Source organism: Bulleidia sp. zg-1013 (assembly GCF_019798045.1).
Classification (GTDB): Bacteria; Bacillota_I; Bacilli_A; order Erysipelotrichales; family Erysipelotrichaceae; genus Bulleidia.
The window spans coordinates 44,283-69,811 of sequence record NZ_JAGXEX010000007.1; the positions used below are offsets into that span (position 1 = coordinate 44,283).

The 25,529-nt window shown below is 36.3% G+C and carries 25 protein-coding genes and 2 tRNA genes; 10 read left to right on the plus strand and 17 right to left on the minus strand.

Going from position 1 to position 25,529, the window contains the following annotated elements:
* Positions 1–54 precede the first annotated feature (54 nt).
* Genes K7I92_RS05550 through K7I92_RS05560 form a run of 3 tightly spaced genes read left to right on the plus strand, consistent with a single transcriptional unit; the run spans position 55 to position 2,683 of the window.
* The gene (locus K7I92_RS05550; RefSeq protein ID WP_220282365.1) at positions 55–921 is read left to right on the plus strand and encodes a class I SAM-dependent methyltransferase; all 867 of its coding nucleotides are present in this window, start codon (positions 55–57) and stop codon (positions 919–921) included.
* A complete protein-coding gene (locus K7I92_RS05555; protein WP_220282366.1) occupies positions 906–1,583 on the plus strand; it encodes an RluA family pseudouridine synthase in 678 nt (225 codons plus the stop codon). Before K7I92_RS05550 ends, K7I92_RS05555 begins: the two co-directional genes overlap by 16 nt.
* The gene (locus tag K7I92_RS05560) at positions 1,580–2,683 is read left to right on the plus strand and encodes a M15 family metallopeptidase (protein ID WP_220282367.1); all 1,104 of its coding nucleotides are present in this window, start codon (positions 1,580–1,582) and stop codon (positions 2,681–2,683) included. The genes K7I92_RS05555 and K7I92_RS05560 overlap by 4 nt, the downstream gene beginning before the upstream one ends.
* Before the next feature lie 13 nt (positions 2,684–2,696).
* On the opposite strand, the gene K7I92_RS05565 is transcribed toward K7I92_RS05560, so the two are convergent.
* The 8 genes from K7I92_RS05565 to typA form a co-directional block, all read right to left on the minus strand.
* The gene (locus K7I92_RS05565) at positions 2,697–3,548 is read right to left on the minus strand and encodes a patatin family protein (RefSeq protein ID WP_220282368.1); all 852 of its coding nucleotides are present in this window, start codon (positions 3,546–3,548) and stop codon (positions 2,697–2,699) included.
* Positions 3,549–3,558: 10 nt separating this feature from the next.
* On the minus strand, positions 3,559–5,082 hold the full coding sequence (cls, locus tag K7I92_RS05570) for a cardiolipin synthase (protein WP_220282369.1): 1,524 nt from the start codon (positions 5,080–5,082) through the stop codon (positions 3,559–3,561).
* A 12-nt stretch (positions 5,083–5,094) separates the two neighbouring features.
* On the minus strand, positions 5,095–5,535 hold the full coding sequence (locus tag K7I92_RS05575) for a GNAT family N-acetyltransferase (RefSeq protein ID WP_220282370.1): 441 nt from the start codon (positions 5,533–5,535) through the stop codon (positions 5,095–5,097).
* A gap of 215 nt (positions 5,536–5,750) precedes the next feature.
* Positions 5,751–6,338, minus strand: a complete 588-nt coding sequence (locus K7I92_RS05580; RefSeq protein WP_220282371.1) for a hypothetical protein — start codon at positions 6,336–6,338, stop codon at positions 5,751–5,753.
* 18 nt (positions 6,339–6,356) lie between these two features.
* A complete protein-coding gene (locus K7I92_RS05585; protein WP_203244761.1) occupies positions 6,357–6,950 on the minus strand; it encodes a hypothetical protein in 594 nt (197 codons plus the stop codon).
* Entirely contained in the window at positions 6,937–7,869 is a 933-nt protein-coding gene (locus tag K7I92_RS05590; protein WP_203244762.1) for a 1-phosphofructokinase family hexose kinase, read from the minus strand. Before K7I92_RS05590 ends, K7I92_RS05585 begins: the two co-directional genes overlap by 14 nt.
* Positions 7,866–9,086, minus strand: a complete 1,221-nt coding sequence (gene pepT, locus K7I92_RS05595; RefSeq protein ID WP_220282372.1) for a peptidase T — start codon at positions 9,084–9,086, stop codon at positions 7,866–7,868. Before pepT ends, K7I92_RS05590 begins: the two co-directional genes overlap by 4 nt.
* 81 nt (positions 9,087–9,167) lie before the next feature.
* Positions 9,168–11,003 carry a translational GTPase TypA gene (typA, locus tag K7I92_RS05600; protein ID WP_220282373.1) on the minus strand — a complete coding sequence of 612 codons (1,836 nt, stop codon included), beginning with the start codon at positions 11,001–11,003 and terminating at the stop codon, positions 9,168–9,170.
* 122 nt (positions 11,004–11,125) lie between these two features.
* Between typA and K7I92_RS05605 the strand changes: the two genes are divergently transcribed.
* The 3 genes from K7I92_RS05605 (at position 11,126) to K7I92_RS05615 (ending at position 13,456) form a co-directional block, all read left to right on the plus strand.
* Positions 11,126–11,206, plus strand: a tRNA-Leu gene (locus K7I92_RS05605).
* A gap of 217 nt (positions 11,207–11,423) precedes the next feature.
* Positions 11,424–12,518 carry a GTP-binding protein gene (locus K7I92_RS05610; protein ID WP_220282374.1) on the plus strand — a complete coding sequence of 365 codons (1,095 nt, stop codon included), beginning with the start codon at positions 11,424–11,426 and terminating at the stop codon, positions 12,516–12,518.
* Positions 12,518–13,456: a GTP-binding protein gene (locus K7I92_RS05615; RefSeq protein WP_220282375.1), complete on the plus strand. Its 939-nt coding sequence runs from the start codon at positions 12,518–12,520 to the stop codon at positions 13,454–13,456. Before K7I92_RS05610 ends, K7I92_RS05615 begins: the two co-directional genes overlap by 1 nt.
* 54 nt (positions 13,457–13,510) lie before the next feature.
* Here K7I92_RS05615 and K7I92_RS05620 read toward each other — a convergent pair whose 3' ends face one another.
* Positions 13,511–14,800 (minus strand): carboxylesterase/lipase family protein, encoded by a 1,290-nt coding sequence (locus tag K7I92_RS05620; protein WP_203244767.1) that lies wholly within the window; start codon positions 14,798–14,800, stop codon positions 13,511–13,513.
* A 242-nt stretch (positions 14,801–15,042) separates the two neighbouring features.
* On the opposite strand from K7I92_RS05620, the gene K7I92_RS05625 reads away from it, so the two are divergent.
* Positions 15,043–15,116 (plus strand) — tRNA-Arg (locus tag K7I92_RS05625).
* A gap of 208 nt (positions 15,117–15,324) precedes the next feature.
* On the opposite strand, the gene K7I92_RS05630 is transcribed toward K7I92_RS05625, so the two are convergent.
* Positions 15,325–15,720: a hypothetical protein gene (locus tag K7I92_RS05630; RefSeq protein WP_203244768.1), complete on the minus strand. Its 396-nt coding sequence runs from the start codon at positions 15,718–15,720 to the stop codon at positions 15,325–15,327.
* A 626-nt stretch (positions 15,721–16,346) separates the two neighbouring features.
* Here K7I92_RS05630 and K7I92_RS05635 point away from each other — a divergent pair.
* Both K7I92_RS05635 and alr read left to right on the plus strand, forming a co-directional pair.
* Positions 16,347–16,778: a hypothetical protein gene (locus K7I92_RS05635; RefSeq protein ID WP_220282376.1), complete on the plus strand. Its 432-nt coding sequence runs from the start codon at positions 16,347–16,349 to the stop codon at positions 16,776–16,778.
* A gap of 11 nt (positions 16,779–16,789) precedes the next feature.
* Positions 16,790–17,878 (plus strand): alanine racemase, encoded by a 1,089-nt coding sequence (alr, locus tag K7I92_RS05640; protein WP_220282377.1) that lies wholly within the window; start codon positions 16,790–16,792, stop codon positions 17,876–17,878.
* Between the two features lie 29 nt (positions 17,879–17,907).
* Here alr and K7I92_RS05645 read toward each other — a convergent pair whose 3' ends face one another.
* From K7I92_RS05645 to K7I92_RS05675, 7 genes are all read right to left on the minus strand, one after another.
* Positions 17,908–18,141 carry a hypothetical protein gene (locus K7I92_RS05645; RefSeq protein ID WP_220282378.1) on the minus strand — a complete coding sequence of 78 codons (234 nt, stop codon included), beginning with the start codon at positions 18,139–18,141 and terminating at the stop codon, positions 17,908–17,910.
* Between the two features lie 366 nt (positions 18,142–18,507).
* Positions 18,508–19,635, minus strand: a complete 1,128-nt coding sequence (locus tag K7I92_RS05650; RefSeq protein ID WP_220282379.1) for a hypothetical protein — start codon at positions 19,633–19,635, stop codon at positions 18,508–18,510.
* Entirely contained in the window at positions 19,613–20,098 is a 486-nt protein-coding gene (locus K7I92_RS05655; protein ID WP_220282380.1) for a YiiX/YebB-like N1pC/P60 family cysteine hydrolase, read from the minus strand. Before K7I92_RS05655 ends, K7I92_RS05650 begins: the two co-directional genes overlap by 23 nt.
* A gap of 25 nt (positions 20,099–20,123) precedes the next feature.
* Complete coding sequence (locus K7I92_RS07680; RefSeq protein WP_220282402.1) at positions 20,124–20,318, minus strand: helix-turn-helix domain-containing protein; 195 nt, start codon at positions 20,316–20,318, stop codon at positions 20,124–20,126.
* 145 nt (positions 20,319–20,463) lie between these two features.
* The gene (locus K7I92_RS05665; protein ID WP_220282381.1) at positions 20,464–21,657 is read right to left on the minus strand and encodes an MFS transporter; all 1,194 of its coding nucleotides are present in this window, start codon (positions 21,655–21,657) and stop codon (positions 20,464–20,466) included.
* The gene (locus K7I92_RS05670) at positions 21,650–22,840 is read right to left on the minus strand and encodes a coenzyme F420-0:L-glutamate ligase (RefSeq protein ID WP_220282382.1); all 1,191 of its coding nucleotides are present in this window, start codon (positions 22,838–22,840) and stop codon (positions 21,650–21,652) included. Before K7I92_RS05670 ends, K7I92_RS05665 begins: the two co-directional genes overlap by 8 nt.
* A 29-nt stretch (positions 22,841–22,869) precedes the next feature.
* Complete coding sequence (locus K7I92_RS05675) at positions 22,870–23,721, minus strand: LysR family transcriptional regulator (RefSeq protein ID WP_220282383.1); 852 nt, start codon at positions 23,719–23,721, stop codon at positions 22,870–22,872.
* 87 nt (positions 23,722–23,808) lie between these two features.
* Here K7I92_RS05675 and K7I92_RS05680 point away from each other — a divergent pair, with 87 nt between their 5' ends.
* On the plus strand, positions 23,809–25,518 hold the full coding sequence (locus K7I92_RS05680; protein ID WP_220282384.1) for an ABC transporter ATP-binding protein: 1,710 nt from the start codon (positions 23,809–23,811) through the stop codon (positions 25,516–25,518).
* Positions 25,519–25,529 lie beyond the last annotated feature (11 nt).

Consider the following 25,529-nt stretch of genomic DNA (forward strand, 5'->3'; position numbering starts at 1 on the left):
AGACCTTGTAAATTTTAAACACTGGTCCATGTTATAATCAGGGCGAGGTATTTTATGATTAAAAAAGCAGAAAATTGGCAGGATTATGAATGTATAGATGCTGGAGATTTTGAAAAATTAGAGCGGTGGAAAAAGGTGATTTTAAGAAGACCTGATCCATTAGCCATTTGGCCTAAAAATCCAAAGGTAGATTGGCAACGATACGATGCGATTTATCATCGTTCTAAATTGGGGGGTGGCTCTTGGAATTTTAAAAAGAAGCTTCCGGAATATTGGACAATGGATTATAAAAATCTACGCTTTAAAGTTGCACCAACCGGTTTTAAACACACCGGTTTATTTCCTGAACAAGCAGCCAACTGGGATTGGATGCACGATTTAATTCAAAGTCGTAAACAAAAGGAAACCCGTATCCTCAATTTATTTGCGTACACAGGTGGAGCTACCTTAGTTTGCTCAGAAGCCGGTGCTGGTGAGGTGGTTCATGTGGATGCGTCTAAAGGGATGGTTCAGTGGGCAAAAGAAAACCGTGATTTTTCTCATCTTCAAAACCATAAAATTCGTTTTATTGTTGAAGATTGTTTGAAGTTTGTTGAAAGAGAAAAGAGAAGAGGTCGAACCTACCATGGTATTCTCATGGATCCACCAAGCTATGGTCGTGGTCCAAATGGAGAAATGTGGAAATTTGAAAAGGAAGTGGTTATCTTCATCCAAAAAACATTGGAGCTTTTGGATGAAGACGCTATCTTCTTCTTAGTTAATTCTTATACCACAGGCTTTTCTTCCACCGTCTTTGAAAACCTCTTTAAAACCTGTCCTTTACCAAAAGGAAACATTGAAACCGGTGAATTGGGTTTACCTGTTTCTTCTCGTGATATTGTTTTACCGGCAGGAATTTACGCAAGATGGCAGAGAAAATAAACATTCTTTACGAAGACAATCACCTTCTTGTCGTTGAAAAACCAATCAATGTGTTATCCCAAGCAGATAACACACAAGAAGAGGATATGGTCAATCGTTTAAAAGAATTCATTAAAGTAAGAGATCATAAACCCGGCAATGTGTTCATTGGTTTAGTGCATCGTTTGGATCGTCCCGTTGGTGGTTTAATGGTTTTTTCGAAGACCTCGAAAGCCGCTTCGCGTTTGAGTAATGCGCTGCGTTGTCATACGTTCCAAAAAGGTTATCTGGCAATCGTCGATAGCGTTTCTTTACCAAAAGAGGACACTTTAGAGGATTATTTATATAAGGACAATCAAAAAAACCGTGTTTTTGTCGTGGATAAGAAAAAAGGGAAATATGCCCGTTTGCACTATGAAGTTTTAGCCCAGAAACAAGGTAAATCTTTCGTTCGTATTGCTTTAGAAACTGGTCGTCCGCATCAAATTCGTGTTCAATTTTCAAGTCGGAATTGGCCTTTAGTGAACGATCAACGTTACCACCCCCATCCAACTAAAGCCCCTATTTGTTTATTTGCGTATAAATTAAGCTTTCCCCATCCAACTAAGAAAGAGGAAATGCGTTTTGAGTTGCATCCAAAAGCCAATGGAGCCTGGTCTTTATTTAAGGAGGTACTATCATGAAAAAGAAGCCTAAAAGACATATTCGTAAGAGTTTTCTATTCCTATGTGCTCTTTTTGTAGTCGGCATTTCTTATCTTATTCTTCATCCTAGCCTTGAGAAAAATCAGCGCTTAGAAAAGCTTGGTTATACAAAAAAACAAATCCAAGTTTTAAGCCAAGAGAAAAAAGTGGATGAGGTCATTCAAAAATCCATCAATTCCGTGGTCTTAAGACAAGCCATTGACACAAACACCTTTTATCCAGCTTACTTTTCTCTCTACAAAGCCCATTACCAAGATAAAGCCATTCAAGCTAAAGATATTCTTCTATACCAACGTTTAAAAGATAAAGGCTATGAAGAAGACCAATTAGAAAATCTTTTCAAAAGAGCTTCCTTTGAAGAATTAAGCCCTTTATTGGTCTTTGACTACCAATGGGATGAAACTAGTTACTTAAAAGATGTGGAAAAGAACCGTTCTAAAAACATAGATGGGAAATTTCAGTTAAGCCACAGTTATCGAAAGAAATATAAGATTAGTAAAGAAATTAAAAATCCGCAAGTGGATACACTTGTAAACGTAAATCATTATTATTCTTCTCACTATATACCAAAAGATTTGACCGGTATCCCTACTTCCTATGCGGCTAATCAACAGAAAATGAGCAAAGAAGCGGCGGAAGCGGTAGTGGAGTGGGTACAGAAATCCATTGAAAATAATACCAATTTCTTTGTGACAAACGCTTATTTAGATTATCATAGTCAAGAAAAACTTTATCTTAAAAATGGTGAACGAGTGGATAAGGCCGGTTATAGTGAGCGCCAAAGTGGCTTACAGATGAAAGCGGTGATTACCTACGCTAAACACGAAGAAAAAGCACTTCCTTGGTTAAAAGAAAGTGCTCGTGAATATGGTTTTATTTTACGCTATCCGGCCGGTAAGGAAATGATTACGGGGCATTCTTCCAGTAACCTTATCTTCCGTTATGTTGGGAAAGATTTAGCCAAACAAATTCAAGATTCTTCTTTAACTTTTGATGAATATAGTGAGCTCTATCTTCAACCTTGGATTGACAAAACAAATAAACCATCCGATACCATTATTCATCAAGCCAAACCATAAAGAAGAAGGCAACTTAGTCTTCTTCTTTTATTAATTCCATGATTTCTTCCTTGCGGTTTTCCATATCGGAATATCCTAATTCATACAACTGTTTCGCTTGTTCAGCCGAACCCTTCCAACGAGAAACCGGCACATTAACGGTTGGATAAATATTGACTGCCTGCCCTTTTTTAACATAGTCATCAATCAGTTGACGTTGCTTGTAATAATTAATATGACGAAGCGCATAATCCTTCGCCATTTGTGGATAGCTTCGATACACCACCTTCATCAACATTTTAACAAGTAGACTAGCTGGTTTACGTACATAATCCCTTGCCTTAGTTGTAATCACTAATGTATGTGTACAGCCTTGTTCCATCGCTCTTTCAATTGGAATCATCTTCGTAACCCCACCATCCAATAGATGTAAGCCTTGGTATTCAATAACCTTTGCGGCAATTGGTAATGAAGCGGAACCTAGTACCGTCTGTAAGTTCTCATCCACTGGAAAATATTCGGTTTGACCATGTTCTAAGACATAACAACCCACTTCAACAGGCGCATTTTTTTTCACCAAATTTTTACCATTAAAATGACCAACATCACATAGATAATGTTCAAATAAACGTTTATACGCTACATAATGTCCTTCTTTTACTAAAGCTTTTAAGCCAACGATTTCTGGAGCAATAGAATACTTCGTCGCCAAATCATACGCTAATTTTTCCTGACCATCCCAATAAAGCACTAAATAAATCGCTCCTGAGGAAATACCAACTCCATAGTCAAAATGGATATGTTGGTCATGAAGCCAAGCCAAAGCTCCAGCTGTATAGGCTCCCCGAATTCCCCCACCTTCTAATACTAATCCCAATTTTTTCATTCCCTATCTCCTAAACCATTGGTACAAATAAATTCAAAATATCACGGAAAAGACGCACAATCGCCTTTGCTTCACATGTTTCTTTTGTCATGAGTTCTGATTGCGCAATGGCTTCTTCAAAATTCTTTCGCATTTCTATCGCTGTTGGTCGATGTACAAACAACACCCCATTTTCAAAGTGCAAGAAATAGCTTCGATAATCGGTATTGATGGTTCCAACTAAACCTATCAAATCGTCTACAACAATATTCTTCGCATGATTAAATCCTGGTGTGAATTCATAAATTTTAATCCCCGCTTTTACTAAGGCTTCATAATTTCCTCGTGTGATCTGGAATACCCAGGCTTTATCAGGAATATGGGGAGTTAAAATGCGAACATCCACACCCCTTTTCGCCGCTAGTATCAATAAATCACGAATGGTATCTGTAATCACTAAATAAGCTGAATCAATGTAAATATACTTTTTCGCGCGGTTAATGAGATTGATATGTATATCCAAGCCTAGGTTTTGCTCATCAGTAGGACTATCCGCAAAAGGTTGGAAAAAACCATCATTTTCTATCTCATACTTTAAACAATATTTTTCATAGCATAAATGATTTTTATCTTTCTTTAAGTATGTCCATAAGCCTAGGAACATACAGGTTAAAGACCAAACCGCTTTACCTTCTAAACGAATGGCTGAATCTTTCCAATAGCCAAAGCGACGAATGTGATTAATGTACTCATCCGCAATGTTTACCCCGCCAGTATAGGCAATACGATTATCCACAACCGCAATCTTACGATGATCACGATTGTTCATTTTAATGGATAAAGCTGGTCGCAATGGATTAAAACGATAAATTTCAATACCGATGTCACGCAATTTCTTATCATAGCTCATCGGTAAAACAGCACTGCCAAAGTCATCCATGATAATTTTAACTTCCACACCTGCTTTTACTTTTTCTTGTAAAATAGCAACAACCTGATCCCATAGATAACCATCAATCACAATGTAATATTCTAAAAAGATAAAGTGTTTCGCCGACTTTAAATCCTCTAAAAAGGATTTTACCCAAACTTCTCCACTTGGAAAATAAGTTGCTTTTGTGTTTTCATAAACCGGAAAATCACTATAATCACGTCCAAAACGGAATAAAGGTTCTTCTTCGGGATAATGAATTTTTAATTGTTCAACTACTTTTTCATCTTGCTTAAGTAAATCGTTCATGGCTCGATTGGCTTTAACCGTCCCACGAGCTAATTTACGCGGTACACGACGATTCCCTGCCAACAAGAAAATAGCTACACCAGTTACCGGAAAAGATAACAGCACTAATAACCAAGCAATCTTATAATGAGCATCACTTGGTCGATTAATGATATAAATTGCAAAAGCTAAGGCGCTGATGCGGAAAATTCTTTCAAAAGAACCATAGAGAAAACTTCCCGTCACAAAGAAGGAAAGATATAGGTAGAGTTGGATTAGAATCAAAGGACCAATCCACATTAACTTGGATGAAAGAAACTTCAATAAACGATGCATATACGCAACTTATTATACCAAATTTATTTCATAAATTAGCTTTCTTTTTTCACCACGTTTGTATAGCCAGTGCTTTCTAGGAACATCCACTTCTTCTAAGAAACGAGCTGATAATTTTTCAATGGTTTTACGAGAAGGAATATTATCTGGACTACAGGTAATGAAAACAGAGCACGCTAGTTCATATTCTATTAAAAATTCAAGTAAAAGACGGGTTGCCTTTAAGGCATAATGATGACCGCGGTGTTGAAAATTGATGCGATAGCCAATATTTCCCGCATAATACATAATTTCATAAGGACCGCTTCGATAATCCACATAGCCTACATAGATACCTTGGTGAAGAATGGAAAAAGAGTAGCATCGTTCCCGACGAAACCGGCCACTATCTTCAATGGATTCTAGTTGGATTTGAATTTCTCCATCACCATTCCGGTACACTATATTTTCCATATTTTCATTATATAACTAAAAATCACCCATAAAAAATGATTATCCCAACTAAATCTTTTACGACAACGATCGGCATCATCCATGATTTCAAAGTGATAAAGCCTCATCATCAAATTAGAAATAACTACAGTAAAAGGGAAAAGTTACTCTTAAATGAATGAATTAATTTAACGAAGACTCATCGACTTCTTCCTTTTAACAATTATTTATACTATCTATTTTTTCGCAATTTTTTGAAAAATATTAATATAAATATTTTGAAGTTCTTTCTTTTGTTCCTCACTCATCTGTGCTTTTTCATCTTTTATCTCATAATTTTTCAACAAAGTGGTATGCTCTGCAACAGGGATTCCATCCCGTATTGCGACCACCAATGGTACATAAAAGCCATCTGTGTTATCCCCTGTTTCACTCAAAATTGCCGCGAATTTTGCTAATAAGGCATTGATATCCAGCACATTAGCCTTTGTGGTATCTACATAATAAACCGACACTCCCGTTCTCTTCATCGCTTCATTCAATTCCGGAACAGCCCGAGCACAGAATTGGCAATCTGTATAACCAAAGTACAAAATACCCGTTCCTTTCTCATTGATTAAACGCAAGGCTTCTTGTGTACTAACCTCTCTAAAATCAGCTGTCTTACCACGAATCCATTTATAGCCACTCATATCCGCTTTATTAGACTTCAATTCCAGTTTATAAGCAACCACAATCTTTTGGTCCATCTTTGGCTCTTGATATGGATTGGAACAACCTACTAATAGTACCATCGTCAATAAAACCGCAATACTTCTCTTCATGTGTTTTATCTCCTTCCACTAAGACGCAATCTTTTTAAACATTTCTAAATAACGATTTTGCATTTCCTTTTTCACATCATTACTCAAAGTATCTTTTTCGTCCTTAATTATTTGATTATTCTTCAAAGAAATTTGACTATCCACAACTTTTCCCTGTTTCACAGAAACCACAAAAGGTGTTAAGAAAATAAGATTTCCTTTCTTATCTTTCTTTAGAGAAGAAGCCAAAAGCTTTACCATTTCTTGATAATCCTTTTCCTTTACTTCTTCATTGGTACTAATGTAATACACACTCACATTACTTCTTTTCATTGCTTCATTTAACTCGGGAAGAATTGCTTGCTCATAAAGACTATCCACTTTACCAAAATAAAACATGCCTGTTCCTTTATCTTGTATGAATTTCAAAGCTTGTTGAAAACTTACCTTTTGAAAAGAGCCTAATTTCCCCGGTAATTTCGCATAAGCCTTTGCATCTAAATTATCTCCTTTTAAAGAAACTGAGGATTCTATCTTCAAAGGTGTATCTACCTTCGGCTCTTGATAGCCCTTATTCATTGAACAAGCACTTAAACAGACGGCTAACAAAATAACCAAACTACTCTTTTTCATCTTCTAACCTCTTTACTTCGATACTTTCAAATTGTTGATTGATACGTTCCATCGTTGCTAAACCTTTAGAATAAGCCGTTGCTGACCCGCAACTTGCCGCAAAACGAAAGCTTTCCATGCCATTATAAGAACGCTGGTAATTCATTAAAAAGCCGGCCACAATAGAATCACCCACACCAACCGTGTTGACCTGTTGATCGCCATCACTTAAGGGTGCCTCAAAGTAACCCTCTTCACTCATATAAAACGCATTCGTTTTACTTTCTAAGATGATCACATGACGAGCCCCTTTGCCTAATAAAGACTTACCATACGCCAATAATTCATGACGACTAACTTGTTTTCCCACTTCTTCTCGGTAATCTTCTAAATTGAATTTCACTAGAAATGGCTTGAGTACTAAAGCTTCATTTAAAACGGTCACATCACAATCATCCAAGACAAGCTCCACTCCATCCTCAGCACCATTGCGTAAAATACCAATCACATCTTTTACTAAATAATCAGGAGTTGAACCGGCCAGCACAAAATAATCTCCCTCATAAAGAGAAAAAACCTTTTCTGCCAGTTTTTTCATATCCTCATGTGTAATATAAGGACCTGCCGCATTGTAATTGGTATGCGTTGGAGCATGAGCTTTCACATTAATACGAGTCATCCCTTCTGTATAAACAAAAGAAGGTCGAATGAGTTCGTATTTTTGTAATAAAGAAATATAGAAATCTTTCGTAAAACCACCTAAAAATCCAAAAGCACGGCTGGGAATATGTAGATTATTCAAAACAATCGACACATTGACCCCCTTTCCACCAGCTTCGTAATATTCCAAACCGGAGCGGTTTGTTTTACCCTGTTCAATTTCCTTTTCAAACTCTAAATAATAATCTAAAGATGGCTTTAAAGTGCAGGTACCAATCATAGTTCTACCACCTCTTTCACAATTTGAATCATCACTTCAATTGCTTCTAACATTTCATCTAAAACTAAGTATTCATAAGGTCCATGGAAATTCGCTCCCCCGGCTCCAAGATTTGGACAAGGTAAGCCCATGAAACTCAATTGAGCTCCATCTGTACCGCCACGAATGGCTGTACGCACAACAGGGATACCTAATTTTTTCATTGCTTTTTCAGCAACATCAACCACTTCCGGCCGCTTATCCAGTACCGCTTTCATATTGCGATATGAATCCACAAATTCTACTGAACAAATTTCTTGTCCAACTTGTTTATTAAGCAAGTTGGAAGCCGACTTTAATAGTTCTTTTTGTGCTTGCAATTTATCAAAATCATGGTCACGTAAGATGTATTCGAGACTTGCTGCAACAGTGTTTCCTTTCACTTCAATTAAGTGGATAAATCCTTCTCTTAATTCCGTGTGTTCAGGACTTAAAGCATCTGGTATCATCGTTTGAAAAACACAAGCTTGTTTCGCGGCATTAATCATCCGATTTTTAGCACTGCCGGGGTGAATGGAATTACCACTAATCTTAACCATGGCACTAGTCGCATTGAAGTTTTCATCTTCTAATTCTTGAATTTCGCCACCATCAATCGTATAGGCAAAATCAGCACCAAAGTTTTTAACATCAAAGTACTTTGGTCCATTACCAATTTCTTCATCTGGTGTAAAGCCAACGCAAATCTTACCATGCTTGATTTCCGGATGTTCCACCAAATATTTCATCGCTTCCATAATGGCAGTTACACCTGCTTTATCATCAGCACCCAACAAAGAATGACCATCCGTTACCACTAATGTCTTACCAACTTTTCTTGTTAAAGCTGGATAATCCTTTGGTAACAAACTACGTTTTTCATTTAACACAATGACACCGCCATCATAGTTTTCAATCACTCTTGGTTGAATATTATGACCATTAAAATCAGCGGCGGTATCCATGTGAGCAATAAAACCCACACTTGGCACTTTTTTGTCTATATTTGCTTCTAATTCCGCATAAACATAACAATGCTCTTCAACGCGAATATGACTTAAACCAATTTCCTTTAAATCCTTTTCTAATTGACGTGCCATATCCCATTGAATATCCGAAGAAGGTGTTACTCCTTCATTTTTAGGATTGGATGTGCTGGGAATAGTAATATAACGAATAAATCTTTCTAAAGCTGTCATTGAACAATCTCCCTTTTATAGAACCAATCTAATTTTATCACGATTATGAAAAAAGCTCCCACCGGAGCTTTTAGAATATTGTTATTTTTCTTCTCTTTCGATACGACCGATATCGCGCGCATGACGGCGACGGTCAATCTCCGTCAACCATTTCTTACGGATACGAATATTTTCAGGTGTAATTTCAACCAATTCATCATCATTGATAAATTCAATCGCTGTTTCAAGTGTTAATTGACGTGGTGGAACAAGCTTCATCGCTTCATCATTACCGGTTGAACGAACAGCTGTCATCTTCTTATTCTTCAATGGATTCACACCCATATCCATATTCTTAGCCGATACACCAATAATCATTCCTTCATACACCGGTGTTTGAGCACCAATGAATAACTGCCCTCTTTCTTGGATGTTCCATAGAGCATAGGTCATCGCTCCACCTGTGTCGGTGGAAATCAAAGCCCCATTTTCACGTTGTGGAATTTCGCCCTTGTAGGCTTCATATCCCGAAAGACGTTGTACCAACGTTCCTTCCCCATGGGTCATATTAATAAAATCAGAACGGAAACCAATTAAACCACGCGTTGGTACTGAATAGGTGATGCGGGTATAAGTACCAATATCTTCCATATTCTGCATAAGTCCCTTTCGCAAGTTCAAGCTCGAAATAACAGAACCCGAATATTCTGTAGGCACATCAATCACGACTTCTTCAATCGGTTCTAGCGTATGCCCATCTTCTTTCTTTAAAATAACTTCCGGACGAGAAACCGCAATTTCATATCCTTCACGACGCATTTGTTCAAGAAGAATGGTTAAATGTAATTCACCACGCCCTGAAACCTTGAAGGTATCCGTTGAGTCCGTATCTTCCACACGTAAACCAACATTGACTTCCAATTCTTTTTCTAAGCGTTCACGGATGTTACGTGATGTCACAAACTTGCCTTCTTGCCCGGCAAATGGAGAGTCATTGACCATAAAATTCATCGACAAGGTTGGTTCTTCAATCTTTAATTCCGGCATTGGATCCGGTGCACCAATTGGACATAATGTATCCCCAATATTGATGTCCGGAATACCGGAAATCATGCAAATTTCACCACATTGAATTTCGTCCTGAACAACACGACTTAGTCCTTTGTAAACAAAGATTTGATTGGTTTTGCCATTCTTTACTGTTCCATTCGCATTAACGATAGTTACCGGTGATGAAGCCTTCAATGTCCCTTTATAAACACGACCAATACCCAGTCGACCAATGTAATCATCATAAGCTAAAGCTGATACCTGCATTTGAAGAGGTTCTTCCATTAAGTTTGGATAGGCTTGCGTGTGGTGAATGATGGTTTCAAATAAAGGAACGATGTCTGTATTGGTATCTTGCTTTTCATAGCGAACAATACCTTCACGAGCAATACCGTATAGAATTGGGAAATCCAATTGATCATCACTAGCATCCAACTCCAAGAACAAATCATATACTTCATCAATCACTTCATCTACTCTAGCCTCAGCTTTATCTAATTTATTGATTAATAAAATGGGCTTTAAACCACATTCTAAGCTCTTTTGCAAAACAAAGCGGGTTTGTGGCATTGGTCCTTCTGCTGAATCCACCAATAAAATAACAGTATCAACAGTTTTAATGATACGTTCTACTTCGGAAGAGAAATCAGCATGACCCGGTGTATCAACAATATTGATTTTGTAGTCTTTGTAGGTAACGGAGCAGTTCTTAGAATAAATGGTAATTCCTCTTTCACGTTCCAAATCATTGGAGTCCATGATTAAATCCGCAACTTCTTCATTGTCACGGAAGATATGACTTTGGTGTAAGAACGCATCCACAAGTGTTGATTTACCGGCATCGACGTGTGCAATGACTGCGATGTTAATAATCTTTTTATAATCCATCCGTTTACCCCTCTTCCTTATAATAAAAGCCTTATAATTTTAGTCGTATTTAGCTTGAAATACAAGTGTAGCACTACTTTTCCATTTTCAATTTAAGAAGAGCTTGTTATAATGATTATACTGCACCGGTGGTGGAATGGTAGACACGTACGCTTGAGGGGCGTATGAGGAAACTCGTGCAAGTTCAAGTCTTGTTCGGTGCATTCAATGAACCTGCTATTGAGCAGGTTTTTTATTGGCTTGATACTTAAAATGTAATGTCTGGAATAAATACTTGACTGCATGCATGAATTTATTAGATTAGTAGTCCTTTCTTTTTCTAATTACTATTTAAAATTCTTTCCAGTGTTTTGTTTTTAGGGCTAATTTTGAATGATTTTTCTTTTTTTGTTCTATAATCTAACCAGAAAAGAGGTTGGCATGATAAAAGTAGATTTAATTTCCGGCTTTCTAGGCGCCGGAAAAACCACGTTAATTCAAAAATTATTAGCGGAAGTATACAAAGATAAAAAAGTCGTTTTAATTGAAAATGAGTTTGGTGAAATTGGCATTGACGGCTCCTTCTTAAAAGAAGCAGGTATCGTTGTTAATGAGATTAATAGTGGTTGTATCTGTTGTACTTTACAAGGAGACTTCCGTTTAGCTTTAATGAAAGTTGTTGAAGAATACCATCCTGATGTTCTTCTAATTGAACCATCCGGTGTTGGCAAGTTATCCGATATTCTTAGTTTAGTAGCTTCGGTGGAGGACTTAGAAGTTCATACTCAAAGCACTGTGGTTGATGCTGATAGAGCTTTGATGTACCACAAGAATTTTGGTGAATTCTTTAATGATCAGATTCAAAACGCAAATTGTGTAATCCTATCTCGTACACAAGAAATTGAACAAGAAAAATTAGAAGCCGTCTTAAATATGATTCATGAATTGAATAAGGATGTTCGTGTTGTCACAACCCCCTGGTCCGATATTTCCGGAGAGGACTTATACGATGCCATGATTCATTCAAAAACGCCTGTATCTTTTAACCGATTTTGGCTAGAAGAACATCATCATGAACATAAGCACAACCATGACCATGAATGCGGTTGTCATCATGACCACGAACACGAACATGAATGTTGTCACCATCATGAACACAATGAAAAACAAGAAGCGATTGAAAAAGCTAATGAAGGTCTAAGTGAAGGCAATCGTATTCATATTGGCGCTAAAGAAGAACAACACCATCATCACCATAATGGCTTAGATGCGGATGAAGTTTTCGATACCATTGGAATTGAAACCATCCAGCGTTATTCCAAGTCTGAATTAGATGAAGTCCTAGCTCGATTACCGGAAACAATCCTTAGAGCCAAAGGTATTGTACAAGATCATAAAGGAAATTGGTTCTTCTTTGATTATGTACCGGGTTCTACAGATATTCGTGAAGGAAAGCCTGCTTACACCGGTTTAGTTACAGTGATTGGTACCAATGTTGACGTGGAAAAGATGAAAGAAATCTTTAAGGTTCACTAATGTCTGTTCCGGTTTATTTGTTCTCCGGTTTCCTAGATTCCGGGAAAACCACTTTAATCAAGGATACGTTTCAAGATAGTAATTTTATGGAGGGGGTGGCTCATACTTTGCTCATTCGCTTTGAACAAGGTGAGGTTGACTATGAAGAAGACTTCCTAAAAGAACGCGGAATTGATTTGGTTACCTTAGAAAAACATGATGAGATGAGTGCCGAGTTAGCCGCTTCTCTTCAACAGGATTATCAACCAAACCAAGTGTTCATTGAGTGTAATGGCATGCAATCACTAGAACCTTTGATTGCTCATCTTCCAAATGAATGGTTAATTGTTCAATTATTGACAACTGTGGATGCACAAACTTTTGAGTTATACATCAATGCAATGCGTTCCGTCTTATTTGAACAACTTCGTTTCTCTGATGTGGTGATTTGCAATCGATGTCGAGAAGACACGAAAGCTGCTGTGTTACGAGGTAATATCAAAGCTATCAATCCAAGAGCGACTATTTATTATGAAGCTGAGTTTGGTCAACCAGCCACTTTAAAAGAAGGAACTCTTCCTTTTGATAAGAAGGCACCCTTATTAGACATCAAAGACGATGATTATGGTTTATGGTATATGGATGCTTCGGAACATCCGGATGACTATGAGGGGAAATCCATTATTCTTCGTGGCAAGTTTGCTCAAGAATTACCTGGTTATAAACAATCCTTTATCTTTGGTCGACAAGCTATGGTCTGTTGTGAAAATGATACGAATTTATGTGGTTTAACTGTAACTGGTGTTCGCATTGATGAAATGAATTTAGGCGATTGGATTGAAGTTGAAGGTCAACTAACCGGTTTAGAATTAGATCAAGGTCAAAAGACATTAATTTTAAAAGCAGAACGCGTTCAATTCTACAATCCGCCTAGAGATGAATTTGTATATTTTAGCTAATCCTATGGGTTAGCTTTTCTTTTATTTCACCAACATAAAAAGGACTCTTTGGTCCTAAACAATCACGCGGATAAATGGTTCATCCTGTCGATAAGCCTTCCAACCTCCTTCCGGATTACCTTTCTTAATAAAGTTGGTCCATTGATCCAAAATCACATCCCGTAAACGATAATCTCTTCGATCAAAAGGACGCCAACATTTTTCTAATGTTCCAAAAGTAAACCATAATTCACTCGAATGGAAAGCACCAACTTCATCTCCCGGTAACTTCTTCTTAAAGATATACATATATACAGGTTCTTGATCTTTTCTTGTTTCTACAAGGTTCAAAATACCTTCGTATAAGAAAGAAGATTTCGCTCCTTTTCCTTCTTTCACCCCTAAATCATCATCGGTCATACCGATTAAAATTGGCACATTCATAATTTCTTGTTTTGTGAATGCCTCATCCAACTCTTTTTCAATCACTAAATGATCCAAGGTTGGTAAAAAAACAAGTTCATTATCTTCCCCATACAATTTTTCATAAGTGGCTAAGATTTTTTGTGTTGATACTTTACGGAGTTCCTTTAAATTATGAACTTTTAAAAGATCCATCATTTTCTTGCCGGTCTTATAAGCTTCCTGCTTGGTTTGAAGACGTTTCATACCATCATTAATGCCGGCTCCTGATTGTAAAATCACAGATGAAACCATGCCTCTTGTTAAAGGCGAAGCTAATAATATCTGACAAGCAATTGCACCAGCACTTTGTCCCATTAATGTAATTCGATCTGAATCCCCACCAAAGGCATCAATGTTTCTTCTTACCCAACGCAATGCTGAAATCATATCCAACAAGCCTAAGTTGGAAATTGAATGCAATGGATCATCTCTTGTTAGCTCAGGACTAGCCATAAAACCAAAAGCACCAACTCGATAGTTCATGGTTACCAAAATAACTTCTCGAATGGCATAATTTTTACCATCCATCGGCAACTCAAAACCGTAACCGTGGTCAAAAGAACCACCATGAATCCACAAAACAACCGGGTATTTTTTACCTTGATAATCCGTTGGTGCCCAGATATTTAAATACAAACAATCTTCTGATTGTTTTGGTTGTTCGCCAGCATAAAATTCTTTCCCATAGATTTCCAATTTCTTTAAATCCATTTGCGGGCAAATCGGTCCAAATTCCAATGCATCGCGCACACCAATCCAATGGGACATCGCTTGAGGTGACTTAAAACGGTTATCTTGAATTGGCGGTTTCGCATAAGGAATGCCCTTAAAAATCATTTGGCTTCCCTTTTGTTCACCACGCAAAATACCTTGTTCAACTTTTATATCAATTGTTTTCATCCATCACCCCTCCTCGTATTTCATTATACCAAAAAAGAACAAAGAAAAAGAGCTTGCTGAAACAAGCACTTTTCCTTTTATCTATTTCTGGGAGGGAAAAGAAATCATTCTATTTCTTTTTGTCTTCTTGCTAAGACAGCTATAATATACGCAAGCAATGTGAAGATACAATGGTAATATTGTGAAAGAATTGTGAAATATTATCTAACTTTCTTTTTTATAATGGTATAATCTTGAGGGATGTCCTCGTAGCTCAGTTGGATAGAGCAATCGCCTCCTAAGCGGTAGGTCGTGAGTTCGAATCTCATCGAGGACGCTACTTTACCGTTTCTTGAAACGGTTTTTTTATGATTTTGGAATACTCTGTGAGTGAATACTTTTTCTTTGAAAGTTGTACTTGATGAGCCTTGGTGTAACTATAAATAATACTAAAAAGACATCATTCACAACTAAATAATGTCTTATTAAGCAGTCAACTCTAAAACTAACAGCTTTGTACGCATAGATATGATTTTTTGAAAAACTTATAAACTCTTTAAAATTGTTGCTAGATTTTCTTTATGCCATGAAGCACCAACCATTATTTTATTCACTTTAAAAGCCAATGTTCCTTTTGATGTACTAATTTCTAATTCATAAGACATTAATTTTTTGTTGAATTTAACACTCGTTACTTCTTCCTTTGGTACGAAAAGGAATGCTTCATTTTCCAATTTGCCCGTTACATTATTTAAACCGATAATAGCAATACCGCTATCGTTAAAATTCATTGCGTAATATTGCACTGAAAGAGCAGTTGCAACCGGACCGAGAGCATATGTAAATTTACTAGGAAGGATAATACCAATAATAGAGGCATTCTCCTTAAATGTACTCTCTTTCTCATTGAGGTATTGTTGAATATCTTGTTCTTTTAGCATTTTTATTGTCCTCCGATAAAATTTCTTCACATCTAGTATTGTAACAACATACTATCACCTAGCAATTTTTCTTGCAACCTTTATAGGTCTTGGTCCTATCTGAGCGTACAACAAGCTTATGCCTATACTTAAACACACCAGACAATAGAATCCTGAATGGAATAAACATAGCCTCTACCGTGATAAATTTCTGACATGGATAACACCTCGTTATCATTGTGACATGTGCATTAGCATGATCCAATAGTAACGTTGTTTACCTAACAAAAGTTAGGCAACAACTGAAGTCGATTCATCTCATGACTAAAATCAAGAGTGTTCTTAGCTGTTTCATAAAAATTACACCATCATTTACCATGTCTTGAAAGAAAAGCTGTATTCCCTTTACTTTGTCAAAACCACTCTCTGAAAATCTTGTATTTCAAAGGGCTTTATGGTTAATTATTGAAATTTACCTAAAATAATATCAATCTATTCATTCGTTAATAAATCTGGAAGAATACTCAAATATTTCTTAAGTTTATAAATAAGGTACAGGATTTTACAATTTCCTTGAAATGATTTCATTTTTTAGACAAAGGGATTGTGATACCATATAGGCATATATAAAAAATAAGGAGGTACGTATGCGTATCTATAACTTAAATACCCAAGACGAAAACAAGCGTTTCTTTCTTTCTATCCTTGTTGGTTTGCCTGCATCCATTTTATTTGGATACTTATTCTATCTTGTGTCTAAGTGGTTTGCTTTCCGCTTGGATATATTTTATGTTGTGATTGCGTATACAATTGCTTTATTGCTAAAGAAAGTTGGTCGTGGAGTTACAAAAAAATTCTCCATTTTAGGAGCCGTTTTAATGCTAATCACGATCTTAGTTGGTGACGCACTTCTTCTATATGGAAACTACGCCCTTCATATCCTGACAAGCTTAACTCTTCTTTCCCGGTTTATTCGTTTAGAAGTTTTCTCGCTAACCGCCAATTTAAATGCTTTAATTGGTCTTTTAATACGCGTTAGTACTATTTATGAAGCTTATTACTATTCCGTATTATTCTAAGGAGAAAAAAGATGCACCGTCAAACCTGGTTTGAAATTGATTTAGGAAAAATCAAACACAACATTCAACAAGTTCAATCTTTTCAACAAAAAGAAGTTATGGCTATTTTAAAAGCCAATGCTTATGGATGTGGTGATGTTCAATTAGTGAAAACACTAGCTGATATTGGTATTCGTTTCATCGGTGTTTCTTCCGTAGATGAAGCCCTTGTTCTACGAAAGCATGGTTTTCAAGGAAAAATCCTAGTCCTTGGAGGAAGCAACGTTGAAGACTTAGAGGTTCTGATCCAAAATCACATTACTGTCACAGCCTATTCAAATGAATGGGTCAAAGAATTCTCACAACATGATTTAACCGGTTTGAGGATCCATCTTAAACTGAATACCGGTATGAACCGCATCGGTTTTTCCAGCTTTTTTGAAACAAAAGCTGCCTTACTAAGCTTACAAGATAAGAAGGCTCAAATAGAGGGTATCTTTACCCATTATTACCTATCGGATAGTGATAAGGAAAATACCGCTCGTCAATTCCATGATTTCAAAGAAATTGTGACTAAGTTAGAGCATCCTTTCAGCTACATTCATGCTGATAATTCAGACGCTTCGTTGTACTTTAAAGATGATTTAACAAATATGGTACGAGTTGGTATTGGTCTTTATGGGTACAGTGCTTATCATAATGGCTTACAAGAAGCTCTTTCCTTGTACACCAAACCTATTATGGTTAAAATCGTTCGAGCTGGTGAGACCATTGGTTATGGTGCTACTTATACCGCTGAAAAAGATGAGGTTATTGCGACTTTACCAATCGGTTATGCGGATGGTCTATTGCGTATCAATCAAGGAAGAAAGGTATATGTGAATGGTCAATATGGTACTCTTGTTGGGCGTATTTGTATGGATCAATGTATGGTAAAACTAGAAAAAAAGATTTCGTTGGAAGATACGGTTGAAATCTTTGGTCCTCATATTTCTTTAAATCAAATGGCTTTGGAAACACATACCATTTCTTATGAAATTATTTCTCTAATCACACCAAGAGTAACGCGTGTATACAAAGATGGAGATATGTCCTGGGAAATCAATTGGCGTCATCATTAAAAAAGGTTCACCTCTCGGAAGTGAACCTTTCATTTGAAACCATGTTTCTTCATCTTCTTATCAAAGATAGTAGAAATTATCTTCTTAATTTCAACGATAACTTCTTCACTTGGATTTTCAACATTGAACTTCTCCATTAAGTCAGGATGTTCATCCATAATTTTATCTGCGGTAGCTCCTGTCGCATGTCCACGCACAAAGAAAGGAATTTTCTTAATCTCTTCTTCCGGCATTAAAGCAATCAATTTATCTTTTAAGTCCATAATTACCTCTTTTCCGGTGATTATCCTACTTCTAACTAATTGATTGTGTCAAATAGTTTACTCTGATAAGACTTACGTATCCAAATATAACTAATCAAGCAGGTTCCTAGTTCCGCAAATAAGAAGGATAGCCAAACTCCATCCATTCCCAATAACTTTGGTGGCACTAGAGCAAACAAACAAATCATTTCGTACGCTTTGCGTCCTCAACAAGCTAAAGCCATAAAAATCTATCCGAGCATTTCTGCTTAGATAGGTTTCTTTCTATTATACTCACTATTTCTCTCCATAAACATCATTTAACGAAGAGGCAATTTTTTAAATTGCATTTCAAAATCTTATGCTACTTAAAATAGACATGACAGCTTATTTTATTAGTGTAATATCAAATGCATCATACCAAACATTATTATTTTTAATGTTTAAGTTTACTTCTTTGATTAAAGATAAATCTTTTTTCCTAACAACATAAATATCTCCGATATTGTCTGGGTTACCAAAGTCAAGATTTCTCTTTACAACATGAATTAAATCGCCGTCATTAATAACCTTTTTGATAAAAAAAGACTCGTCATATTTAATAATCTTTAAAATATGTTGTTGTTCAATCTTTTTATCTTCAATCAGATGCATATCCTCTGAAAGAACATATAATTTACCTGAATTAGTCACAACAAATATTTTAGAATCATATGTGTACATAAACTCAATCAGCTCCTCATCTGGTAAATCGAACGTTCTATAACTATAGTCAATTAAAGAAATCGCTATGACACCAGAATTGTTTTTGTTTGAGTAATTAAAAAATCCTTTATTATCACCATAAGATACCAATTTATCATGAATGAAATGCATCACACCACTTCTAACATAGTATGTTTTTTTTAACGCCAATTCCTTATCTATGGTATCAGAATTTCTGTTTACAATAACTAATTTAGATGTTTCTAGTTTTTGATCAACAGTAGAAACAAATATCTTATTATCTTTTTCGGTAACACCTGAAATCGTCTGATTCTTTAATGAAATAGATACTCTATCACTATTTTTCGTATATACTATACCCGATTGATATTCTGCATCATCATTAAATCCACCATTAACTGATTCAATAAGTGACTGTTTCCCTTTTTCAACTACCCAAACTCCATATCCAGGGTGCTGAACATTATTTAAACTCAATTTAAATTCTTGAAAAACTCCATTTTTTGATAATTTAAAATGTTCATTTTTTCTCGATGAGTGTAAATAAATATCCTCATCCCATTTATTAATTGTATAAATGGAATTACCGTTATATTTTTTTGAACCAATGACATCTCCATTATCACTTAAAAACACTACCTTTGACTCTGGGTACATTGTCTTAGATAAAGACACTGCATATGTACTATTCTCTACTGTTTTTGGTGTCATATCATTTTTTGGTGTACATGATACTAAAAAAAGTAAAAATGATAATATAGATATTCTAATTTTTTTGATAGAAGACATATGTATTACCCCCTCCAACCAACTCAGCTGGAGAAACAGGTTCCCAATCTCCTAAATTCATTCTATCTATATCAAACCCTTGATTTTTCCATGCTCTCCAAACCAATTGAGAGCAATAAAAACTTTTAGTTGTCCCTTTATCAAAAAAGTTTAAATTGTATTTTTTTCTGAGATTTGCCTGTCGAATAGCATATCTAGCAACATTTGTATAATGTGAACTACCGGCACCTTTTACCCTAACACCATAGACACGCGGTCTTGATTTCCAATTATTTGTATAAAACCAAACACCATCTTTTTTAGAAGTATCAAACCAAGCAGGCATAGATTCAATCGTTTTACTACTATCTGTATGAACAATTGCTGCATGTCCTGTAGCAGCTATATGAATTCCAAAAGATGAAAAACTATACGTTACTAAAATATCTCCGTTCCTATACCTGCTTAAATTATACATCAACATACGTCCTCCTCCCTCTTTTCTCTATTCATTCAAATATAAATACTTCTTTTATGTCCTTTCTCAAAATTTCACTTATTTCATACGTGATTTTTAAATCAGGTATCTTCGTCTGATTTTCATACGCTATTATAGAGTGGCACTTTAAACCTACTAATTTTGCTAATCTATGTTGTGACAAACCTAATGGTTTTCTAAATTCGGCTATTCTATTATTCGTTATTAGTTATTACCTATCCCTTTGATTAGTTACAGATTATCGTACTTCTGTTTGGTTGTCAATAATTAACCATCTTTTAGTCCAAAATCATTTCGTACGCTTTGCCTACTAAACAAGCTAAAGCCATAATAGAAAAAATTCCAAGCGACTATTCACTTGGAATTTCAATTTTTTGTACCATCATACAAACTAAAACAGCACCTACAACACAAGTTATGAAACAAACAGCGTTGAAGAAAGGAACACCAAAATAATCTAGGAAATAACCACCTGTGATATTACTAATCACACCAGCTATCAGCATCATAATGGTAAACAAAGCCTGTCCCTTAACCACTTCTTTCTCACTCATGATTTCCGCTGTATAATTCACCATTGCCGGATAGAAAATTGCATAGCCAACCATCTGCATTGCTTGTGACACATACAACATCCATACTTCCTTTGCATAGCAGAAAATTCCAAACTTGACCACAAAACCAAGCATTGAAACCATTAACATCCTTTTCGAGCCAAAGCGTCTTTGAAGATGACTATAAAAGACCATGGATGGTACCTCAACCATTGCCATCAATGCAAATAAGAAACCCATATCCGTTTTCGCAGCACCAATTGGTTCTATCATTTGGAACAAGAAAGCTCCTAAAGCATTCACATGATAAAAAACGAGCATCACACCTAAATTCAATATTATGAAAGACCCATTCTTTCTGATAAAAGTGCCTAAAGAAATCTCTTCTACTGCTTCCTCATTAGAAGAAACATTCGTATCTTGTCGTATGAGCTTATGACACATAAAGTTTGATACCAATAATAAAGCCAAACACACAAAGGAAGCGATAAGAATAGAAGTATTCCCATAAATTGTTACAATCGGTCCTAACAAACCCGTTACCATCGCAAAGCCAACAGAACCAGCTGAACGACATAAGCCAAAATTGATTGCATACCCCTTCTTTGAAAAACGCTGATTTAAGGCGTTAATAAACGGTTGTAATAAACCATGAGCAGCTAAAGCTAACACAAATAATCCAAACACCAAAAGCGTATGCCCTTTTGTCCAAAACAAGGCACTAATCATAGCTAACATAAAGAAGCCAATGCCAGAAATAATATCGGTTAATTCCACTTTCTTAGACTGATCTGCCCAATCCGCTAAAACCGGTTGCACAAATACCGCCAACAAATTCGCCAAACTAACACATAAGCCAATTTCCGAATTTGAAAAGCCTTGTGCCAACAAATACACCGACACAAAAGAACCAATGCCTGCATAACTCATAGAATAGCTTCCCTGAATGCCGGCATACGCAAGTGTTATTTTATGTTTCCGATTACTCATTGGTGTAATTATCGAAATAACCTTGGATATATACGATTGGCGTTCCCTTATCGCCTGAACCGGATGTCAAGTCACATAAAGAACCAATCAAATCTGTCAATCTTCTTGGCGTTGTTCCCTCTGTTTCCATTCGACCAACTAAGTTGTCATCTTTTTCTTGGATGCGAGCGGAAATCGCATTTCGTAAAGCTTCACCACTCAATTCCTTGAAATCATTATCCGCTAAGTACTTCAATTTCAATTCATTAGGAGTTCCTTTTAAGCCTTCTGTATAAGCAGGGGAAACCACCGGATCGGCTAATTCCCAAATTTGACCAACCGGATCTTTAAAAGCCCCATCACCATAGACCATAACTTCCACATGCTTACCTGTTTTTTCTAATATACTCTTTTGAATATCTTCTACTAAATCTTGGCATTTATTTGGAAATAACTTCACCCTATCTTCCCTACTCTTATTTGAACCTAATAAACCATATTTTGCATTATAACCACTACCATTCACAGAAGAAGTTAAAATATCATCCAGCGAACAAACCGTTGCACCTGCCTCTTGTAAAATACGCTTCGTTCTCTTGCGAGTATGAATATCACAATTAATAACCTTATCTGTGTAGTTCAAAATTTCAATCGCATGATTAGCGAACACAAATTCCACTTCCGCTCCAGATGAACGAACTACCTCGGTATAATAATCCACATAATCAATATCCGTAAATGGATGTCTATTTTCCCCAAATAAGCTGCGATATTCTTCCAAAGTCAATACCGTTTGATAAGGGTCAATATGATGTTCATCCAATTGTTCTTCGGTTAACAATTGATTACCAACCTCATCTCTTGGAAATGACAACATCAATACAATCTTTTTCGCTGCTAAGGAGATACCTTTCAAACAAGTCGCAAAACGATTTCGTGACAAAATCGGGAAAATAACCCCAATCGTTTCTGAACCCAATTTGTTGCGAATATCTTGACCAATGGCTTCAACACTTGCGTAGTTGCCCTGACTTCTTGCGACCACTGATTCCGTTACTGCGATGACATCACAATCACGAACGAAGAAAGGCTCACTTTTCGCCGCTTCTAAAACTGAATTAACCACAATCTGCGCTAAGTCATCCCCTTCACGAATGATTGGACAACGAATACCCCTCGAAACCGTTCCAACTCTTCTTCCCATACCTTTTCCTCCTGTAACACATATCCAGTTTATCCATATATTTTTCTAACGCAATAGCTTAAAAATAAATTTGTTTCTAAGGATAAATTTTTGGCGTTCCAAGCTAATAATATTTCCGTTTCTAAGTCCTTTTCTTGCAGTGGTAACACCTGTAACTCTTTATCCGATACCTGCAAAGAAGCCGGTACAATTGCTATTCCATTTCCCAATTTTGCAAATTCAATTGCATCTCTTCCATCATCACACAAGCAAATAATTTGATATTTCAAATGACGTTTTTCTAAAGCCGACACAATTAAATTTTGATAGCGACGATACACTATTAAAGGATATTGACTAACCTCCGTTAAACTAGCCTTTTCAAGTAAATATGATTGCTTATGAAATACAGCAACCATATTTTCCTTTTGAACCAAACGACTCTCTAATGTTTCTAAGAAAACCGGGCTTCTCAATAAAGCCACATCAATCATTTCTTCTTTCAAAAGACTATTCAAACGATAACTATTTTCATCCCACAACTCATAATGAATATGTGGATGTTCCTTCTGAAATTTCTTTAACATGGGGATTAAAAGTGAAATGGTGGTTGGTGTAGCACCAATTCTTAAAATCGGATGCTGACCAGTTGCTTTTACTTCAAACTCTAAAGCCTCTAATCTTCGTAGTAAATCCCCGGATTTCTGATACAAAAGACGACCTGCTTCAGTTAAATGAATCTCTTTTCTACCCCTTTCAAATAAGAGTAAACCCAATTCTTCCTCTAATTTCTTCATTTGAAAGGATAAAGGTGGTTGAGAAAGATTTAACTTCCTAGCGGCCGCTGAAATAGTTCCACTTTCGACAACTGAACGAAAGTATTCTAATTGCTTAATTTCCATATTTTTTCCCTATACTTAACGAATAAAAACAATATTTTACAGGATAGTATCTTCAGTATATCCTAAATACGAAAAGAATTAAAAATTATGAAACGATTATTCAGTTATACCCATGGATACAAAAAAGAAATCCTTTTAGCTCCCTTATTTAAAATGCTGGAAGCCTTGATGGACTTATTCATTCCTATCCTTGTGGCGGATATGATCAATCATGGTATTCAAAATGGTTTATCCACTTACCTTTATTCCCGCTTTTTCCTAATGATTGCTTTAGCGATAATTGGCTTTGGTTTTTCCACCTTAGCTCAGTACTTTGCCGCAAAGGCTTCTGCCGGCATTTGTAGTCAAATCCGCCAAGCCCTTTTTAATCATATTCAAGATTTATCGTATAAAGAATTAGATCACGTTGGCAAAAGCACTTTAATCACCCGTTTAACCTCTGACATCAATACTATACAGAATGGTTTGAATCTAGCTTTACGTTTGATGCTAAGAAGTCCTTTTGTGGTGTTCGGTTCCATGATAATGGCTTTTACCATCCATATCCAAGCCGCTTTGATATTTGTGGTTACCATCCCCATCCTATTCTTCGTCGTCTTTGCGATCATGTTCGTTAGCATTCCTCTTTTCAAAAAAGTTCAAGCTCAATTGGATGAAGTGATGAAAGCCACAAGAGAAAATCTAACTGGTGTTCGTGTCATCCGTGCTTTTTGTAAAGAAGAAGCCTTCAATCAAAACTTCCAAAATAAAAATAATCTTTTAACAAAATTATCCGAAAAAGTTGGTCGCATTTCTGCTCTCTTAAATCCTGTCACTTATCTACTCATCCATCTAGCAACGGTTTTCTTAATCTACACAGGTTATCTTCAAATTCAATCCGGAACTATGACTCAAGGTGATTTAGTGGCTTTATACAATTACACAACCCAAATGATTATTGAACTCATCAAACTCGCTTCCTTGATTATGACCATCAATCGTGCTTTAGCTTGTTCTGAGCGTGTGGCTGATATTTTAGACATCCCATCTACCATTCAATATGCACAAAAGAATTTGGCCAGCCAAACGCAAGGTAAAGTGGAATTTAGAGATGTTAGTTTCCATTATGAAGAAGGTGCCAAACCTTCTTTAAACCATGTTAGTTTTATCGCTCATCCAAAAGAAACCATCGGTATTATTGGTGGCACCGGTTCCGGTAAATCCACTCTTGTTCAACTCATTCCTCGTTTTTATGATGCCCAACAAGGTGAAATTCTTGTAGACAATTACCCCGTAAAAGATTATCCGCAAGAACAGCTCATTCAAAAAATAGGTATTGTTCCTCAAAAAACCGTTTTATTCAAAGGAAGCATTCGCGAAAATCTCCTGTATGGCAACCAACAGGCTGGTGATGAAGAATTGTGGCAAGCCTTAACCATAGCTCAAGCCAAAGAAGTGGTTGAACAAAAAGAAGATCAATTGAATTTCCAATTAGAACAAGGTGGTAAAAATCTTTCCGGCGGACAGAAACAACGGTTAACCATCGCTAGAGCTTTAGTGCGTAAACCGGAGATACTAATCTTAGATGATTCCGCCAGTGCCTTGGATTTAGCAACCGATGCTTCTTTACGAAAAGCCTTAGATTCCATTCAAAATACAACCATTTTTATCGTCAGCCAAAGAATTTCATCCCTGAAACATTGCGATACCATCCTTGTTTTGGATAATGGTCAACTCGTTGGACAAGGCAAGCATGCTGATCTATTAAAAGAATGTGCCGTTTACCAAGAAATTTATAACTCCCAATTTCCCAACTAAATAGAAAGGAG

Coding starts and splice junctions, on each gene's coding strand:
- K7I92_RS05550 (WP_220282365.1), top strand. CDS start 55: ATGATTAAAAAAGCAGAAAATTGGCAGGATTATGAATGTATAGATGCT.
- K7I92_RS05555 (WP_220282366.1), top strand. CDS start 906: ATGGCAGAGAAAATAAACATTCTTTACGAAGACAATCACCTTCTTGTC.
- K7I92_RS05560 (WP_220282367.1), top strand. CDS start 1,580: ATGAAAAAGAAGCCTAAAAGACATATTCGTAAGAGTTTTCTATTCCTA.
- K7I92_RS05565 (WP_220282368.1), bottom strand. CDS start 3,548: ATGAAAAAATTGGGATTAGTATTAGAAGGTGGGGGAATTCGGGGAGCC.
- cls (WP_220282369.1), bottom strand. CDS start 5,082: ATGCATCGTTTATTGAAGTTTCTTTCATCCAAGTTAATGTGGATTGGT.
- K7I92_RS05575 (WP_220282370.1), bottom strand. CDS start 5,535: ATGGAAAATATAGTGTACCGGAATGGTGATGGAGAAATTCAAATCCAA.
- K7I92_RS05580 (WP_220282371.1), bottom strand. CDS start 6,338: ATGAAGAGAAGTATTGCGGTTTTATTGACGATGGTACTATTAGTAGGT.
- K7I92_RS05585 (WP_203244761.1), bottom strand. CDS start 6,950: ATGAAAAAGAGTAGTTTGGTTATTTTGTTAGCCGTCTGTTTAAGTGCT.
- K7I92_RS05590 (WP_203244762.1), bottom strand. CDS start 7,869: ATGATTGGTACCTGCACTTTAAAGCCATCTTTAGATTATTATTTAGAG.
- pepT (WP_220282372.1), bottom strand. CDS start 9,086: ATGACAGCTTTAGAAAGATTTATTCGTTATATTACTATTCCCAGCACA.
- typA (WP_220282373.1), bottom strand. CDS start 11,003: ATGGATTATAAAAAGATTATTAACATCGCAGTCATTGCACACGTCGAT.
- K7I92_RS05610 (WP_220282374.1), top strand. CDS start 11,424: ATGATAAAAGTAGATTTAATTTCCGGCTTTCTAGGCGCCGGAAAAACC.
- K7I92_RS05615 (WP_220282375.1), top strand. CDS start 12,518: ATGTCTGTTCCGGTTTATTTGTTCTCCGGTTTCCTAGATTCCGGGAAA.
- K7I92_RS05620 (WP_203244767.1), bottom strand. CDS start 14,800: ATGAAAACAATTGATATAAAAGTTGAACAAGGTATTTTGCGTGGTGAA.
- K7I92_RS05630 (WP_203244768.1), bottom strand. CDS start 15,720: ATGCTAAAAGAACAAGATATTCAACAATACCTCAATGAGAAAGAGAGT.
- K7I92_RS05635 (WP_220282376.1), top strand. CDS start 16,347: ATGCGTATCTATAACTTAAATACCCAAGACGAAAACAAGCGTTTCTTT.
- alr (WP_220282377.1), top strand. CDS start 16,790: ATGCACCGTCAAACCTGGTTTGAAATTGATTTAGGAAAAATCAAACAC.
- K7I92_RS05645 (WP_220282378.1), bottom strand. CDS start 18,141: ATGGACTTAAAAGATAAATTGATTGCTTTAATGCCGGAAGAAGAGATT.
- K7I92_RS05650 (WP_220282379.1), bottom strand. CDS start 19,635: ATGTCTTCTATCAAAAAAATTAGAATATCTATATTATCATTTTTACTT.
- K7I92_RS05655 (WP_220282380.1), bottom strand. CDS start 20,098: ATGTTGATGTATAATTTAAGCAGGTATAGGAACGGAGATATTTTAGTA.
- K7I92_RS05665 (WP_220282381.1), bottom strand. CDS start 21,657: ATGAGTAATCGGAAACATAAAATAACACTTGCGTATGCCGGCATTCAG.
- K7I92_RS05670 (WP_220282382.1), bottom strand. CDS start 22,840: ATGGGAAGAAGAGTTGGAACGGTTTCGAGGGGTATTCGTTGTCCAATC.
- K7I92_RS05675 (WP_220282383.1), bottom strand. CDS start 23,721: ATGGAAATTAAGCAATTAGAATACTTTCGTTCAGTTGTCGAAAGTGGA.
- K7I92_RS05680 (WP_220282384.1), top strand. CDS start 23,809: ATGAAACGATTATTCAGTTATACCCATGGATACAAAAAAGAAATCCTT.